Annotated in this window: 16 protein-coding genes; 13 read left to right on the top strand and 3 right to left on the bottom strand. The window is 39.4% G+C overall.

The window, feature by feature from the left end:
• The first annotated feature begins 35 nt into the window (after positions 1-35).
• The 3 genes from IGI49_RS14030 (at position 36) to dnaB (ending at position 3,906) form a co-directional block, all read left to right on the top strand.
• The gene (locus tag IGI49_RS14030) at positions 36-2,000 is read left to right on the top strand and encodes a DHH family phosphoesterase (RefSeq protein ID WP_429962207.1); all 1,965 of its coding nucleotides are present in this window, start codon (positions 36-38) and stop codon (positions 1,998-2,000) included.
• Entirely contained in the window at positions 2,000-2,452 is a 453-nt protein-coding gene (gene rplI / locus IGI49_RS14025; protein ID WP_207702389.1) for a 50S ribosomal protein L9, read from the top strand. Before IGI49_RS14030 ends, rplI begins: the two co-directional genes overlap by 1 nt.
• Positions 2,453-2,544: 92 nt before the next feature.
• Positions 2,545-3,906 (top strand): replicative DNA helicase, encoded by a 1,362-nt coding sequence (gene dnaB, locus IGI49_RS14020; protein ID WP_429962206.1) that lies wholly within the window; start codon positions 2,545-2,547, stop codon positions 3,904-3,906.
• A 24-nt stretch (positions 3,907-3,930) separates the two neighbouring features.
• On the opposite strand, the gene IGI49_RS14015 is transcribed toward dnaB, so the two are convergent.
• Positions 3,931-4,512 carry an FUSC family protein gene (locus IGI49_RS14015; RefSeq protein ID WP_429962205.1) on the bottom strand — a complete coding sequence of 194 codons (582 nt, stop codon included), beginning with the start codon at positions 4,510-4,512 and terminating at the stop codon, positions 3,931-3,933.
• 192 nt (positions 4,513-4,704) lie between these two features.
• Here IGI49_RS14015 and IGI49_RS14010 point away from each other — a divergent pair, with 192 nt between their 5' ends.
• Together IGI49_RS14010 and IGI49_RS14005 are read left to right on the top strand one after the other, a co-directional pair.
• Entirely contained in the window at positions 4,705-5,997 is a 1,293-nt protein-coding gene (locus IGI49_RS14010) for an adenylosuccinate synthase (protein ID WP_429962204.1), read from the top strand.
• Between the two features lie 71 nt (positions 5,998-6,068).
• Positions 6,069-6,935: a DegV family protein gene (locus IGI49_RS14005; RefSeq protein ID WP_429962203.1), complete on the top strand. Its 867-nt coding sequence runs from the start codon at positions 6,069-6,071 to the stop codon at positions 6,933-6,935.
• Positions 6,936-6,965: 30 nt separating this feature from the next.
• Here the strand turns inward: IGI49_RS14005 and IGI49_RS14000 are convergent, their stop codons facing one another.
• Complete coding sequence (locus tag IGI49_RS14000) at positions 6,966-7,874, bottom strand: LysR family transcriptional regulator (RefSeq protein WP_429962202.1); 909 nt, start codon at positions 7,872-7,874, stop codon at positions 6,966-6,968.
• A 150-nt stretch (positions 7,875-8,024) separates the two neighbouring features.
• On the opposite strand from IGI49_RS14000, the gene IGI49_RS13995 reads away from it, so the two are divergent.
• A complete protein-coding gene (locus IGI49_RS13995) occupies positions 8,025-9,692 on the top strand; it encodes a malolactic enzyme (RefSeq protein ID WP_429964921.1) in 1,668 nt (555 codons plus the stop codon).
• 22 nt (positions 9,693-9,714) lie between these two features.
• On the top strand, positions 9,715-10,680 hold the full coding sequence (locus tag IGI49_RS13990; protein ID WP_429962201.1) for an AEC family transporter: 966 nt from the start codon (positions 9,715-9,717) through the stop codon (positions 10,678-10,680).
• Positions 10,681-10,716: 36 nt separating this feature from the next.
• Here the strand turns inward: IGI49_RS13990 and IGI49_RS13985 are convergent, their stop codons facing one another.
• On the bottom strand, positions 10,717-12,345 hold the full coding sequence (locus IGI49_RS13985; protein ID WP_429962200.1) for an ABC-F family ATP-binding cassette domain-containing protein: 1,629 nt from the start codon (positions 12,343-12,345) through the stop codon (positions 10,717-10,719).
• 139 nt (positions 12,346-12,484) lie between these two features.
• Here IGI49_RS13985 and IGI49_RS13980 point away from each other — a divergent pair, with 139 nt between their 5' ends.
• The 6 genes from IGI49_RS13980 (at position 12,485) to IGI49_RS13955 (ending at position 16,806) form a co-directional block, all read left to right on the top strand.
• A complete protein-coding gene (locus IGI49_RS13980) occupies positions 12,485-12,862 on the top strand; it encodes a PTS sugar transporter subunit IIA (RefSeq protein WP_207702380.1) in 378 nt (125 codons plus the stop codon).
• A 301-nt stretch (positions 12,863-13,163) separates the two neighbouring features.
• Complete coding sequence (locus tag IGI49_RS13975; RefSeq protein WP_429962199.1) at positions 13,164-14,237, top strand: alcohol dehydrogenase catalytic domain-containing protein; 1,074 nt, start codon at positions 13,164-13,166, stop codon at positions 14,235-14,237.
• A 24-nt stretch (positions 14,238-14,261) separates the two neighbouring features.
• Complete coding sequence (locus IGI49_RS13970) at positions 14,262-14,693, top strand: PTS sugar transporter subunit IIA (RefSeq protein WP_429962198.1); 432 nt, start codon at positions 14,262-14,264, stop codon at positions 14,691-14,693.
• 2 nt (positions 14,694-14,695) lie between these two features.
• Complete coding sequence (locus IGI49_RS13965) at positions 14,696-15,169, top strand: PTS sugar transporter subunit IIB (protein ID WP_429962197.1); 474 nt, start codon at positions 14,696-14,698, stop codon at positions 15,167-15,169.
• 15 nt (positions 15,170-15,184) lie between these two features.
• A complete protein-coding gene (locus IGI49_RS13960; protein ID WP_429962196.1) occupies positions 15,185-15,952 on the top strand; it encodes a PTS mannose/fructose/sorbose/N-acetylgalactosamine transporter subunit IIC in 768 nt (255 codons plus the stop codon).
• Entirely contained in the window at positions 15,952-16,806 is an 855-nt protein-coding gene (locus IGI49_RS13955; protein ID WP_429962195.1) for a PTS system mannose/fructose/sorbose family transporter subunit IID, read from the top strand. Before IGI49_RS13960 ends, IGI49_RS13955 begins: the two co-directional genes overlap by 1 nt.
• Positions 16,807-16,833 lie beyond the last annotated feature (27 nt).

Here is a 16,833-nt window from a genome sequence, read left to right as displayed (position 1 = left end):
TTGTGATAAAATTAAGTCTGTCAGGAGGAACATAGATGAGAAAGAACACGAAGTTTACGTTGTCTCTTTTCTTCTTTTTTTTATTATTGTTGATTCAACTAATGGCAATCTTTTTCTTGCCTCTTAATTATGTATCTGCTGCTATTGTTGTTTTTATCGATTTGCTATTGCTGGTTCAAATAGTATTGCAGCATCGTCGGTTACAAATTAGCAATCATCAGAAAATTATGCAAGCTTCCAGAGTAGCAGAAAAAGCTCTGGATTACGTATCAGAGGATATGCCCGTGGGGGTTGTGTCCTGGGGGACGGATTATCAGTTTGTTTGGATGAATCCTTACATTACGGATAAGGTTAAGAATCTCTCCTTTGCGGATCAACAAGACATGATTAATGAGTTAATTCAGCGAGATGAAAGAGGGAAGAATGTTTATAAGATTAAGGATACCTTGTATCATTTTCAACTGAATAAAGAGAAGCAGTTGGTTTATCTAATCGACATTACGAAAGAAGTCGAACTTGAAACGAAAGAACAAAATCTGCAAGCAGCCGTAGGACTTTTGTCAGTAGATAATTATGATGATGTAATTGATCGAAAGGATGACAAGGAAATCTCTTACTTGGATTCATTTATCACAACAGTCATTTCAGACTGGATGGATTCGTATCAAATATTTTACAAACGTATCAATGCGGAACGTTTTTTCTTTTTAGCCCGCTATGAGGACTTGGAAACGATGATTGATAATAACTTTGACTTGTTGGAAAAAATTCGTGTAGCTGCTGAAAAAGAAGGTGTTTTGATCACTATAAGCATGGGAATTAGTTATGGTAATCAATCATTGGAAGTTATTGGTGATACGGCACAGAATAATTTGGATATTGCATTAGTACGTGGTGGAGACCAAGTTGTCTTGAAAGATGCTGAGGAAAATGCGAAACCAGTATTCTACGGTGGAAATTCAACAAGTGCTGCTAAACGCACTCGAGTACGCTCTCGAGCCATGTCGACAGCATTAAGAAATGTTTTCAATGAAACGGGCAATGTATATGTGATGGGCCATCGTTTTCCAGACATGGATGCTATCGGAGCATCTTTTGGTGTTTCTTGTTTAGCTCGTTTCCATAATAAGAAGGTTCGAGTGGTTATTGATGAACAGGAGACCATTCCTGATGTAGATCGTTGTTTAGAAGAGATTCACAAAGATGGTGAATTAGAGGATTTGCTAATTTCACCTGCTGAGGCGATTAAACAGCGCAAAGCGGGTGATTTACTAGTAATGGTGGACTATCATCGTCCCTCTTTATCCATCTCACAAGATCTGTATGAGCAATTTGATAATGTTGTAATTATTGATCATCATCGACGTGGGGAAGAGTTTCCCAGTAAGCCATTACTAACTTACATTGAGTCTTCGGCTTCTTCAGCATCAGAGTTAGTTGCGGAATTGGTTCAATTTGAAAGTAAAGAAAATCGAAAAATGACAAAGATGGAAGCAACTCTATTATTAGCAGGAATAACCGTGGATACGAAGAATTTTTCTATTCGAACAACGTCACGTACTTTCGATGTTGCCAGCTATTTGAAGACTTGTGGAGCCGATGCTTCTTTAGTACAATATATTTTAAGTACAGATATTAAGTCTTATCTTGAAATTAGTCAGCTGGTTGGCGAAAGTGAATATGTGCGGGAAGACATTGTAATAACTGCTGGAAGTGAGACCAAAAAATATGATAGTGTGACTGCTGCCAAAACGGCGGATACTTTATTATCGATGGTAGATATAACTGCTGCTTTTGTTATTATCAAACGAAATGATGGTGTAATTGCTATCAGTGCTCGTAGTACTGGGACTATAAACGTCCAAAGGATTATGGAAGCAATGGGTGGTGGCGGTCATTTCACTAATGCAGCTGTTCAGTTAACGGATACAACAGTGGCTAAAGCGAGACAGCAGCTTTTAGCAACAATTAATGAACAATTGTCGGGAGGAGAAGAATAATGAAAGTAATTTTCTTAGAAGATGTAAAAGGAAAAGGAAAAAAAGGGGAAGTAAAAGAAGTTCCCACAGGTTATGCTCAAAACTATCTGCTTAAAAATAATTTGGCTAAAGAAGCGAATAAAAGCAGTATCTCGGCATTGTCAGCTCAAAAGAAAGCCCAAGCAAAGAAAGATGCTGAAGTATTAGCTGAGGCAGAAAAGTTGAAAGAATTTTTAGCTAAAGAGGATACAGTGGTGGAGTTGAAGGCCAAAGCTGGTGAAGATAGTCGCCTATTTGGTTCCATCCCATCAAAACAAATTGCTGAAGGCTTGAAAAAACAATATGACTTGAAATTGGATAAACGAAAAATTGAATTAGACAATCCGATCCGAACATTAGGATATACTAAGGTTCCTGTAAAGCTTCATACTGAGGTAAATGGAATAATCAAAGTTCACGTTAGTGAGGAATAGATGAGGCTGAGACGTATTTGTCTCAGCCTTTATTGTATTTCTCAGTTTTATTTTGTAAAATAGGTGGACGAAGAATTTTAGGAGCGAAAAACATGAGTGAAATGTTACAAGATCGGATCCCGCCACAAAGTGTTGAGGCAGAACAAGCAACATTAGGCTCGATATTTTTAGATACAGATGCATTAATTACTGCGATGGAATTTATACAACCAGAGGATTTCTATCGCCGTGGTCATCAGGTTATCTTCCAAACGATGATAAAATTGAACGACCGCAATGAAGCAATTGACGTAGTGACGGTCAAAGAGCTTTTGGAACAAGAGCATCTATTAGAAGATGCAGGTGGTTTAAGCTATTTGTCTGAATTGGCTTTAAGCGTACCAACGGCGGCTAACGTTGGCTATTATGCGAAGATTGTTGAAGAGAAATCTTTGTTGCGCAATTTAATTCAGGCCGCTACCAACATTGTTACTGAAGGTTTTGAACAGGGAGATGATGTTCAAAATATCTTAGATACCGCTGAGCGTAGTATTATGGAAGTTTCTGAGCGACGAAATAAGAGTGGTTTTTTGTCGATTGCTGAAGTGTTAAATACCGCAATCGAAAACATTGATCAGCTGGCCCGGAACGATGAAGAGATTACTGGAATTCCCACAGGTTATGCGGCATTAGATAAAATGACTGCTGGATTACAGGCAGAAGAACTAATTATCTTAGCGGCTCGCCCTGCGGTGGGTAAGACTGCCTTTGCTCTAAATATCGCCCAAAATATTGGTACGAAAACGGATCGTTCTGTTGCTATTTTCAGTTTGGAAATGGGAGCTGAGTCACTGGTTAATCGGATGCTTTGTGCAGAAGGGTCAATCGAAGCTAGTCATTTGCGAACGGGCCAATTATCAGAAGAAGAATGGCAAAATTTGATTGTAGCGATGGGCAGCTTGTCTCGAGCAAATATTTTTATTGATGATACACCAGGTATTAAGATATCGGAAATACGCGCGAAATGTCACAAGTTGGCAAAAGAGAAGGGGAACTTAGGATTAATTCTAATCGACTACCTGCAGCTGATTGAAGGAACTGGACGAGAAAATCGGCAACAAGAAGTTTCGGAAATTTCCCGACAATTGAAAAAGCTGGCCAAAGAATTGAAAGTACCAATCATTGCTTTATCACAGCTTTCCCGTGGTGTTGAGCAACGTCAAGATAAGCGACCAGTACTAAGTGATATCCGGGAATCTGGTTCGATTGAACAGGATGCGGATATTGTGGCTTTCCTGTATCGTGATGACTACTATGAACGTGAAGGTGACGAGGAAGAGGATATGAGCGCCAATCGTAATGTGATTGAGGTTATTATTGAAAAAAACCGGAGTGGAGCTCGTGGTACTGTGGAACTGCTGTTTATCAAAGAATACAATAAATTTTCGTCGCTTTCACCAAGAGATGAATTTTAAAGCACCTGTCGAAAAACAGGTGCTTTATTTTTTATGTTCTTCTAATTCGTTAGATAAATTATCCAATTCGGACTGCTTTTGTGAAAGGACTTTTTGATCTTCACGAATCATAGCTTTAATCTCTGATTTGGTTGGTTTAAAAAGAGTGTTAATCCCAACAGCTATCGTAGTGCCAATAAAGGTATCAATGATTCGACTGAGAGCAAAACCAAAGGATTCACCATAAGAAACGCTGAGTGAAATGAGTATAGTGGCTGATATGGCCGCAACTATTCCACTGTGCTCATGCAGCAACTCGCAAATCAGTACCACCAAAACAATGAAAAATGGCAGTAAAAAAATTTCGATATCGAAATTTGCATGATCAATTTCGGTAATAAAAAAATAGAGAAGAGCCATTCCCCCTCCAATTATATTACCAGCGATGGTGTTTCTTCCTGTTTTAATTGTAGCATGCAAATCGCTAGACATTAAAGGAGCCACTGCGGATAATGAGGCCACAATGGGAGCACCGCGGTCACTGAAATGAAAGATAAGAATACATATGGCAACGGAGACAGCGATCTTAACTGCTCGAATCAAGGTATATTTATGAATAGTTTTCATGTTTGTTTTCCTCCCTTGTTATTGTGACAAGGTTAAGAAAAATTGGCAAGTAAAGCCCTTTATCCAAAATAATGTTCGTGATTTGACGATAAATAATAAAATAAGAATTTGAATATTCGAATTTACATTGAAAAACGGACCGTTTATTGGTACAATGGTTCAGGATTAAAAAAATTAAAACGAGGTGTTCAGATGTCATCTGTAGTAGTGGTAGGCACGCAATGGGGCGATGAAGGAAAAGGAAAGATTACTGATTTCTTAAGTGAAAATGCTGAAGTCATTGCTCGCTATCAAGGTGGAGACAACGCAGGACATACCATCAAATTTGATAATGAAACATACAAATTGCACTTGATTCCTTCTGGTATTTTCTACAAAGAAAAAATCAGCGTAATCGGTAATGGTGTGGTAGTCAATCCAAAATCTTTGGTTGAAGAATTGGCTTACTTACATGAACGGGGAGTAACCACAGAAAATTTACGTATCTCTGACCGTGCGCATGTGATTTTGCCTTACCATATTAAGTTAGACCAATTGCAAGAGGATGCTAAGGGCGAGAACAAGATCGGTACAACCATTAAAGGGATTGGACCAGCTTACATGGATAAAGCTGCTCGTGTAGGAATTCGGATCGCTGATCTGTTAGATAAAGAGATTTTTGAAGATCGCTTAACCATTAACTTAGAAGAGAAAAATCGTCAGTTCGTGAAGATGTTTGATTCGGAACCAATCGACTTCGATTCTATCTTTGAAGAATACTATGAATATGGTCAACAAATTAAACAATATGTAACGGATACCTCAGTTATCTTAAATGATGCACTTGATCAAGGCAAACGTGTTCTCTTTGAAGGAGCACAAGGGGTTATGCTGGATATTGACCAAGGAACCTATCCTTTTGTTACATCATCTAATCCCGTGGCCGGTGGTGTAACCATAGGAAGCGGTGTTGGACCAGCAAAAATTGATAAAGTCGTGGGTGTATGCAAAGCTTATACTTCTCGTGTAGGTGATGGACCGTTCCCGACTGAATTATTTGACGAAGTTGGGGGACAAATCCGTGAGGTCGGCCGTGAGTACGGGACAACGACTGGACGACCTAGACGTGTCGGCTGGTTCGATTCAGTTGTTATGCGTCATTCGAAACGAGTTTCAGGAATTACTAATCTATCTTTGAATTCAATCGATGTTTTGAGCGGATTGGAAACTGTAAAGATTTGTACAGCATACGAACTGGATGGTGAATTAATTTATCATTATCCTGCAAGCTTGAAGGAATTGAATCGCTGCAAACCCGTCTATGAAGAGTTGCCAGGCTGGAGCGAAGATATTACAGGCTGCCGCGATTTGGCTGAATTGCCAGAGAACGCTCGCAATTATGTTCGTCGTGTTTCAGAATTAGTTGGTGTTCGTATTTCTACGTTCTCTGTGGGACCAGATCGTACACAAACCAATATTCTTGAGAGTGTTTGGGCGCAAATTTAAGGGTTCTATTGGAACAAACAACTAGTTATTTAGTATAATAAAACTTACTAAAGGTGTTAGGAGGATAAATAATGTATCAGATTCTAACCGATTCCTGTTGTGATGTTCCTTATAAGTTATTGAAGGAATTAAATGTTGATTTTATTTCAATGTATATTGATGTTAATGGACAAGAGATCGCTGATGACTTAGGTAAAAGTTTTGATATCAATGCCTTTTATCAGGAAATTGCAGAAGGTGCATTGCCTACAACCTCTCAGGTAAATGTAGGAAGGTATACTGAATTTTTTAAACAGTATGCACAGCAGAATATTCCAGTTTTGTATGTTTGCTTTTCATCAGGATTGAGCGGTTCTTATCAAAGTGCTCTACAGGCTGTTGAAATTGTTAAAGAAGATTTTCCTGAAGCTGAAATTCATGTGTTTGATTCCTTGGCTGCCAGTGGTGGTGAAGGTCTGATGGTATATGAAGCTGCTCAGAAGCAGCAGGAAGGCCTGTCTCTAGCAGAATTATTAGCTTGGCTTGAAAAAAATCGTCTGACTTATCAGCATTGGGTAACCGTAAATGATTTAAATCATTTACAACGGGGAGGAAGACTTTCCAAAACTAGTGCAGCAATTGGCGGCTTGATGAATATCAAACCAATTATTGGCGTGGATACACAAGGCAAACTGCGAACGCTGGAAAAAATTCGAGGACGCAAAAAAGCTTTGCAGCACATTGCTGACAAAATTGTTGAGAATACAGGTACTCCCAATGAGCAGGTTATTTTCATCAATTCCAGTGGTGATTATGATAGTGCTAAGGAAGTGAAACGGCGAATTGAAGAGCAAATTCAGCCTAAAGCAATTGAAATTTTTCCATTGGGTCCAACAATTACCAGCCATACTGGTCTAGGGTGTATCGTTGCATTCACTAGAGGGCCGCTTCGACAATAGTTAATAACTTTGGCTTCACAAATGTCTTGATTACTCAAGAATTTGTGAAGCTTTTTCTACGTTTGAAAATTCGCGAATGATTCGGCTGATTTGATTGCGGTAATTACTTTGCAGTAGATTGTCGCGTTGAACTAAAGAAATCAAAAAATCTGGCTGCGGCTGATCTTCAATCGGTATGCTAATTAAATGATCATCGGTATTAATCGCTAATTCAACTAAAAAACCAATTCCCACTTGTTCTCGGATCATCCCTTTCAGAATATTCAAATTACTGCTTTGGTAGATAATTTTTGGTTCAAAATGTGCTTGCTGACTGAATTTTTCAAAAGCGACTGGGTGGACATAGTGTTCATTCAATAGAACAAAAGACTCGTGTTCCAATTCGCTAAAGGCAACACTTTTGCGCTGAGCTAACGGATGCTCAGGACTAACGATAATTGTGAAATTCTTTTTAATCAGCAATTCGCTGAAAAGCTCGGGATCACGAATCGGTTCGGTGGAACCTAGCAGGGCCATGTCAATCTTTCCTCGCTTCAGCAACATATATAAATCCTTCGATCCGCCATCAATTAAATTCACATGTTCCATCAAATCATTTTTGAAGAGAAAGGATGAAAGCTTAGGAAAGTAATAATTGCCAATAATCGGCGGTAAACCAAATGCTACTGTTTCCTCTTTCAACCGATCAATTTCTCGAATCGCTACAGAGAGTTCCTTTAACATATTGCTGACATGTTTCGATAAAACCATTCCAGCTTTAGTAATGATTATGGAGCGGTGGGATTGATCTCGCAGGATTAATTCTGTACCTAGTTCCTTTTCTAATCGTTTAACGGCATAGGTGACTGTTGGCTGACTTACATGGAATGCTTTAGCAACTTTGGTAAAGCTTTTGTCATGGACTAAACGTTGGAAGTATTCTAAGTCTTTAAGATTCATCGTAAACTCCTTTAGTCATATAAATAATATTTATCATAATCCTAATTTTTGACTATGACAAGCCAGAGGGTGTACCTTGTTAATGTAATCAATAAGGATGTCGCTTTGAGTTAGTTAATAGCTTTTAAGTAAGAAGTGAAACGGCATAGGATACAAACTACAAGGAGGAATTCAAGTATGAAAGGGATCGAAGTTTTAAATAACCCATTTTTAAATAAAGGAACGGCCTTTACCAAAGAAGAAAGAAAACAATATAGTCTAGAAGGTATGCTGCCTTCACAAGTTCAAACACTAGAACAACAATCTGTGCAAGCATATGGCCAATATTTGAGTAAAACAACTGATCTTGAAAAACGTATTTTCTTAATGAATATCTTCAATACAAATCGCACATTGTTTTACAAATTAATGAGTCAACACGTGGTTGAATTTATGCCAATTGTATATGACCCAACAGTGGCAGATTCAATTGAACAATACAATGAACTGTTTGTAGAACCTCAAGATGCTGCATTCTTATCTATCGATGATCCTGACGCAATTAAAGCAAGCTTACAAAACGCAGCAGCTGGACGTGACATTCGTTTGATCGTCGCTACTGATGCGGAAGGTATTCTAGGTATCGGTGACTGGGGTGTTAATGGTGTTGATATCGCAATTGGTAAATTGATGGTTTACACAGCAGCAGCTGGGATTGACCCATCACAAGTATTGCCAGTATCAATTGATGCTGGTACGAATAACCAAGAATTAATTAATGATCCATTGTACCTAGGCAACCGCCATGAACGTATAAGAGGCGACCGTTACTATGATTTCATTGATCAATTTGTGAATGCAACTCAAGAATTATTCCCTAAAGTATTGCTGCACTGGGAAGATTTTGGTCGTTCAAATGCTGCTAATATTTTGGAAAAATACGAAGACAAGATCACTACTTTCAATGATGACATCCAAGGAACAGGTATTGTGGTATTGGCTGGTGTGCTAGGTGCCTTGAATATTTCAGGTGAAGATTTAACTAAGCAAACCGTTATGACCTTTGGTGCTGGTACTGCGGGTGTGGGTATTGCTAACCAATTGCTAGATGAAATGACTCGTCAGGGATTATCAGAAGAAGAAGCTCGTAAACATTTCTACATGGTAGATAAGCAAGGAGTCTTGTTTGAAGATACCGAAGAATTGACTAACGGACAAAAACCATTTACTCATCAACGTAGTGAATTTGACAATGCTGATGAATTAACTAATTTAGCAGCAGCAGTGAAAGCTATTCATCCAACAATTATCATTGGAACCTCAACACAACCAGGTGCTTTTACTGAAGAAATCGTGAAAGAAATTGCGGCTCATACTGAACGCCCAATTATTTTCCCATTGTCTAACCCAACTAAATTGGCTGAAGCAACTGCAGAAGATTTGATTCATTGGACGGATGGTAAAGTCTTAGTTGGTACTGGTATCCCAGCAGCTGATGTAGAATACAACGGAGTAACTTACCAAATTGGTCAAGCCAACAATGCGTTAATGTATCCAGGCTTAGGACTTGGGATCATCGCTTCTACTGCATCTCGTTTAACTGGTGAAGTATTATCACAAGCTAGTCATGCGCTAGGCGGAATTGTTGATACAACTAAACTAGGGGCTGCAGTCTTGCCTCCAGTATCTAAGTTAACTGAGTTCTCACAAACAATTGCTGAAGTAGTGGGACAAAGTATCTTGGATCAAAAATTAAATAAAGAAGAAATCAAAGATATTAAACAAGCAGTCGAAGACATGAAATGGTACCCAGAATACCACTCACTAGACGCTGAATAATCATTAAGAGGGGGAACCAAAGATGATCTTCTTTCAATCGATTCAAAGCGTTATTAGTATCATTCTGATGATTGCTTTGGGGTATATCTTGAAAGGCCAGGGATGGTTTGACGAAAAATTTAGCGGAAGTATTTCATCCTTAATTACGAAGGTTGCTTTACCAGCTTCGATTTTCGTTTCAGTTTTGAAAAATTTGACAAAGGGAACATTGTTTCAATTGTCTGGAAGTTTGATTTATCCAGTGGGTGGAGTCGTGATTTCCTATATCATTGCTTATCTATTAGTGAAGATATTGAAGATTCGCCCTGGTCGACGCGGGATTTTTATGAATGCTGTGGTTAATGCCAATACAATCTTTATTGGTCTGCCATTAAACATTGCCTTGTTTGGTGACAAAGCGTTGCCTTACTTCTTGGTATATTATGTAACTAATACAGTATCTACTTGGGCTTTCGGAGTATTCCTAATCTCCAACGATGACCCAACTAAGGTAAAAGGAGAAAACAAAGCCAAGTTAAATTGGAAAAAATTGTTGCCACCGCCATTACTTGGTTTTATTGTTGCCATCATCTTCTTGCTAGTGGGGATTCCAGTACCAACATTTGTTAATTCTACGTTGACTTATGTGGGGAGTATCGTGACACCATTGTCATTGATCTATATTGGGATTGTATTGTATGATGCTGGACTAAAAAGTATTCGCTTCGACCGCGATACTGTGGTAGCTTTACTGGGTAGGTTTGTCTTATCACCAGCAATTTTGATTGGGTTATTGGTTGTCGGTCAAAATGTTTTCGGTGCAAACTTAAATCCATTATTGCAACAAACCTTAATCGTTCAATCGGCCACTCCAATGCTGGCTGTTTTGCCTATCTTGGCTAATGAAGCTCATGGTGACGTTAAATACGCAACCAACTTGGTTACGACAAGTACGCTTCTTTTCGTGATTGTCGTACCAATCTTGATGCAGATTGTACAATTTATTTAACACAAAAAAGGAAAGCTCAAGGCGAGCTTTCCTTTTTTAGTTACCTGTAAACAGGTGTTTTAATTTTTCTTGTACATCTTTGTTTTCCAAGAATTCGTCGTAAGTAGTTTCGCTGCGATCAACTACGCCGTTCTCAGAAATAGCAATGATGCGATTAGCAATTGTTTGAATAAATTGATGGTCATGAGAGGCAAACAGCATGGCACCCTTATAAGCCACCAAGCCTTCATTCAAGGCTGAAATAGATTCCAAGTCTAAATGATTAGTAGGATCATCTAAAACTAAGACGTTGGCTTTAGACAGCATCAGTTTAGACAGCATACAACGGACCTTTTCGCCACCGGAGAGTACATTAACAGGTTTCATTACTTCGTCACCTGAAAACAGCATACGGCCTAGGAAACTGCGCAGGAAGGTATTGTCATCTTCTTCTTTGCTGGCATATTGACGCAGCCAGTCCAAAATTGGCAATTCACTGTCGAATTCTTTGCTGGTGTCTTTTGGCAGGTAAGCCTGACTAGTAGTGACACCCCAGCGAACCGTACCGGTATCTGGCTTCAGATCACCCATAATTACGCGGAATAAAGTAGTCGTAACAATGTCGTTTTCAGCAATGAAGGCTACTTTGTCTTCGCGATTTAAGATGAAAGAGATATCATCTAGTATTTTTTTGCCATCAATCGTTACACTAACGTTTTCCACCTGCAGCAGGTCGTTGCCGATTTCGCGATCCGGTTTGAATTGCACGAATGGGTAACGGCGAGAAGAAGGCTGAATATCATCCAAAGTGATTTTATCCAACATTTTCTTCCGGGAAGTTGCTTGCTTAGATTTTGATGCATTCGCACTAAAACGGGCAATAAAGTCTTGCAGCTCTTTGATCTTTTCTTCTTTTTTAGCATTTGAGTCAGATTTTAGCCTAGAAGCCAATTGACTGGATTCCAACCAGAAATCATAATTGCCGACATACAGTTTAATTTTTCCAAAATCCAGATCGGCCATATGCGTACACACCTTGTTTAAGAAGTGGCGGTCATGGGAAACAACGATCACGGTATTGTCAAAATTAATCAGGAACTCTTCCAGCCAGTTAATTGATTGGATGTCCAAGCCGTTGGTAGGCTCATCTAACAGCAATACATCTGGTTTGCCGAAGAGTGATTGGGCCAACAGGACTTTAATTTTTTGGCCGGCAGTTAATTCACTCATTTTTTGCTGATGCAGTTCTTCCGGAATATTCAGTCCCTGGAGCAATACTGCAGCTTCAGGTTCTGCTTCCCAGCCACCTAGCTCAGCAAATTCACCTTCTAGTTCAGCTGCTCGGATACCATCTTCATCTGAAAAATCTTCCTTCATATAGACAGCATCTTTTTCTTTCATTACTTGATACAAACGTTCGTGGCCCATAATGACTGTTTCAATGACTGGAACATCTTCATAGTCAAAGTGATTTTGCTTTAACACAGCTAAGCGCTCGTTAGGGCCTAGAATGATTGAACCAGTGGACGGTTGGATTTCACCAGACAAAATCTTTAAGAAGGTCGATTTGCCGGCACCGTTCGCACCGATCAATCCGTAACAGTTGCCAGGGGTAAATTTAATATTTACGTCATCAAATAGTTTACGGTCAGAAAAATGTAAACTAACATCACTTACAGTAATCAATAGTATTCCTCGCTTTTCTTTATTGGCGTAAGCCTCTTTTGCATTATAACGAGGGGTTAAGGAAGTTTCAAGTTAATAACTGTTAATTTACTTGTGTTTTAAAATACGTTAGACTTAGATGGGAAGGAGTGAGGGTGAAATGATTGGGATAATTGTCGTTGCGCATGATCATTTAGCAGAAGGTTTGGTAGAGACAGCACAAGCAATTATGGGACAACAACAGTACGTAGATACCATCGCTGTGGAGGCTCAAGCAAAAAATCTCCAAGAGGTGTTTAATTATAAAGCGAAACAAATGCTAAAGGAAGTCGATGAAATTGTTTGGCTGGTGGACATCTTTGGTGGTACACCATTTCGCCATTCAAGCCAATGTGTTGTCAACAATGAGAACCAGCATTTAGTAACCGGTATGAATCTCCCCATGCTGCTGCAGGCGTTAACTAATCGAAATCTGCCAGCTAAAATTCTGACTAAGCAGTTAGAAGATGAAAGTAAGGAAGCAATTCGACGGATGTAAAAGCTTTGGCTGTTCGCCAAGGCTTTTTTGCTGCATATAATCAAAAAAACATGCATTTATTTTTCTATAAAGGAAAAGTAAAAGGCATGTTTTTTTATAGAAGTAAAAGGCTGATACAAAAGAAAATACGCCCTAACTATTCGATCACTACTGATTATTAAAATTGCTTATTCGAGCATAAAAGAGTATATAGATAGAAAAAATAAAATAAATAGCGTTTACAAGCTCGTTATCGCGTGATATACTCATTTACGAGTAGAAATGAGTTTTATATCGTGCTCGAATATGAGGAGGTCGAACGATGACTGTGTTGCTTGAATCGAGAGTCTTAAGTTTAGTCAAGCCTGAAGTGATTGAAGAGGTTACGAAGGAAAGAGAAGTGAAAGAGGGCTGGGTGGCAATTGAGCCGACCTACGCTAGTATCTGCCATGCGGATTTGAGATATTTTGCCGGCTTGCGGCGACCAGAGGCATTAGCTAAGAAATTGCCAATGGCTTTATTGCATGAAGGAATTGGTGTGGTAAAGGAATCAGGTTCACCAGATTTCAAAAAAGGTGATCGGGTTGTGGTAGTGCCGAATATTCCTGGTACAGTTCTTCATTCAGAAGTGAAACAAAAAGCGAATGTTCCGCCAAACTATTCCAAAGGTAATGCTTTTTTAGGCAGCGGCTATGATGGAATGGCTCAAAGTATCTTAGTTCACCCAGCAGAGTGTCTGGTTCGGATACCTGATGAAATTCCAGCAGAAATTGCTGTGCTCTCTGAATTATCTTCTGTTTCTCACCACGCAATTAGTCATGTGAAGGACAAGTTGGTAAAAGAGGACACTCGAGTTGCCCTATTTGGAGATGGCCCCGTGGGTTACTTCACAGCGGTTATGTTGAGATATTTATATTGTGTTAAAGCAGATCGTTTCATGGTGTTTGGTGCTGCGGAAGATAAGCTGGCAAACTTTGATTTTGCCCGAACAGCCAATGTTTTAACCTATGATTTTGAGAACGAGCCAGAGAAATTTGATGTGGTGATTGAATGTACCGGTGGACGATTTAGTGAAAGTGCCATCAATCAAGCCATTATAATTGCAGATTCGTTAGCAGATATCATTATTATGGGTGTAACCGAGGAATTGGTTCCGATTAATACCCGTGACATTTTAGAAAAAGGAATTACTATTCATGGCAGCAGTCGTTCATCAACGGTAGACTTTGCGGCGGTAGTTGAAGGCATGAGAAATTCGGACTATCGGGAAGCCTTGAGAAAAATCTTACCACAAAAAATTATCGAGGTTTCTAATGGCGAGGATTTCCGTCAATTGATGGAGAAATTTGTTGAAAACCCAGGATGGAATAAAACAGTCATGCATTTTAATTGGTAGGTATAAAAGGAAAGGCGGGAAACGATGGCAGGAATTTTATTAGTCACACATGGAGAAATGGCCAACGGCATTATGGATAGCTTATCACTCATTATGGGGGAGCAGGAAAATTATTTGACCATGGGCTTGAAGCATGGCGACGACATTGGCGAGTTCAATGAGCAAATTCAAAAGGGAATTGTTCAATTAGATCAAGGCAATGGGGTACTAGTACTAGTGGATCTTTTTTCTGCCAGTCCATATAATCAAGCAGCGATGTGTTACAGTCAACTGCAAGGAGCACATCAATATCGCTTGATTTCTGGTGTAAATCTGCCCATGGTGGTGGAGGCTTTCAATCAGCGCTTGATTGGTTCAGATCTGGAAACGATGTACCAAGCAGCGATGCAAACGGGACAAGAGGGCATCAAAGAGTTTTTTGAAGAAATGGAAAAAATCAATCAGAGGAGCGTTTAAAAATGGGAGAAATTGTATTAGCAAGAATCGATGATCGTTTAATTCATGGACAGGTAATGACGGCCTGGCTGCAGTTTACCGGCGGCAATCATATTGTGATCGTAGATGATGCCACAGCAGGCGATGAATTTACGAAATCAATTATGTCGATGGCTGTTCCAAACGGCATCAAGCTATCTATTTTAGGAATTGCTGACGGATCAGCATTATTAAAGAATGTTCCAGATAATGAAAAAATTATTATTTTAGCTAAAGAGCCACAAACGTATTTACAATTGATCGAAAATGGTGTGGAACTGAATGAAGTTATTATCGGCGGTATGGGTGCTAGAAAAGACCGCAAAAGCTTCTACAAAAATATTTCAGCCACTGAAGAAGAAAAAGAAACCTTTAGAAAAATCGTTGCAAACGGTGTCAAAATGAAAATTCATGTAATTCCAGATCAAGGTTCACAAGCAATTGATAATCTATTATAAGAAGGAAGTGGAAAAATGAAAATTAACTTAGTTCAGGCGATTTTAATTGGGGTTGTTTATTATTTGGGTATTAATGGAACACCTTGGCTTTCGCTTGTGGGTACGCATGGTTGGATGCGGCCTTTAGTAAATGGAACGGTTGTTGGACTTATTTTAGGCGATCCAGTTCAAGGGTGTATCATTGGTGCGGCAATTAACCTGCCGTATTTAGCTTTTATCTCTGCCGGCGGAACAGTAGCAATGGACCCGGCTTTGGCAGGAACACTGGGAACCGCTTTGGCAATGGCTGCTAATGTTGAACCCTCTGTAGCAACAACACTTGCTGTGCCGTTAGGTTTGTTGGGTACGTTGGTATGGGTAGCTCATATGACTGTCGATATTACATTCGTCCACATGGCGGATAAAGCAGCAGAAGAAGGAAAAATTGATCGAATCAACTGGCTGCATATTGTTCCACCGCAATTGTTCTTAGTATTAATTACTGTAGTACCTGTTGCTGCAGCCGCGTATTTAGGTGCAGATGCAGTAGAAGGTGTTGTTGATGCTTTAGGTGGTAAACCATTAGCTGTCTTATCAGCAATTGGCGGAATCTTACCAGCTCTAGGGATTGCCATGAACCTGCGGGCAATGAATGGTAAAGGAACTTTGTTGTTCTTTGTATTCGGCTTTATGTTAGCTGTTTATTCAGGCTTACCATCTGTTCCAATTGCCATTTTCGCTTTAGTAATTGGCTATGTATTTACTGAGTTGTATCTAAAAGATAAAAATGGAGGTATGGCTTGATGGAACAAACTACAGTTGAACAACCAAAATTACTTTCTAAAAAGGATGTTGTAAAAGCCTTTTGGCGTTGGACCTTTTTCTCTCATGCCAACTATAACTATGAACGTTTGCAGGCGACAGGGGTCGTTCATGCTTTTAGCCCTATTCTGAAAAAGCTGTATGGCAAAGACGAAGATGAAATGAAAGCTGCGTTAGATCGTCACATGCAATTCTTTAATACAGAGCCTTCCTTTGGCGGACCAGTTTTATCAATGGTTATTGCCATGGAAGAAGAGCGGGCAAGTGGTGCGGATATCAGTGACCAAACTATCAACGGCTTGAAAACAGGCTTGATGGGACCCTTAGCTGGGATTGGCGATACCTTATGGCAAGGTACTTTGATTCCCATTTTACTTTCCTTCACTTTACCTTTTGGAGCACAAGGAAATATCTTCATGGGCCCAGTTCTTTTCTTCGCCTTGCATTGGATCATTATGACCGTACTGGCTTACTTCCTATGGATTCAAGGCTATGAACAAGGAAAAGAAGGGATTCAGAAACTAATGGCTGGCGGACGATTGTCCTATATCATGACCCTTTCGCAAACCTTGGGAGCCATCGTAATTGGCTCATTAGCAGCCAACTTTGTTAAAATTGCTACACCATTGCAGGTTCATTTGAGCGGCAAAGAATCTTTATCCATTCAAACAGATGTATTGGACAGTCTAGTAAAGGGAATCTTGCCTTTAGGTGTAACTCTGTTGACTTACTATCTGTTAAAGGTTAAAAAGTTTACACCAACGAAGGTTTTAGTGATTCAAATTGTTGGCGGAGCTATCTTAGCAGCGCTAGGCTTAGTGGTTAACTCTCTTTAATCTTAATATTTAGTTATCAATGAGCAG

This window comes from Enterococcus sp. AZ071 (assembly GCF_050499065.1).
GTDB classification, from domain to species: domain Bacteria; phylum Bacillota; class Bacilli; order Lactobacillales; family Enterococcaceae; genus Enterococcus_A; species Enterococcus_A ferrettii.
Note: the sequence above shows the minus strand (reverse complement) of the source record. Positions and strands in the feature narration are given on the sequence as shown.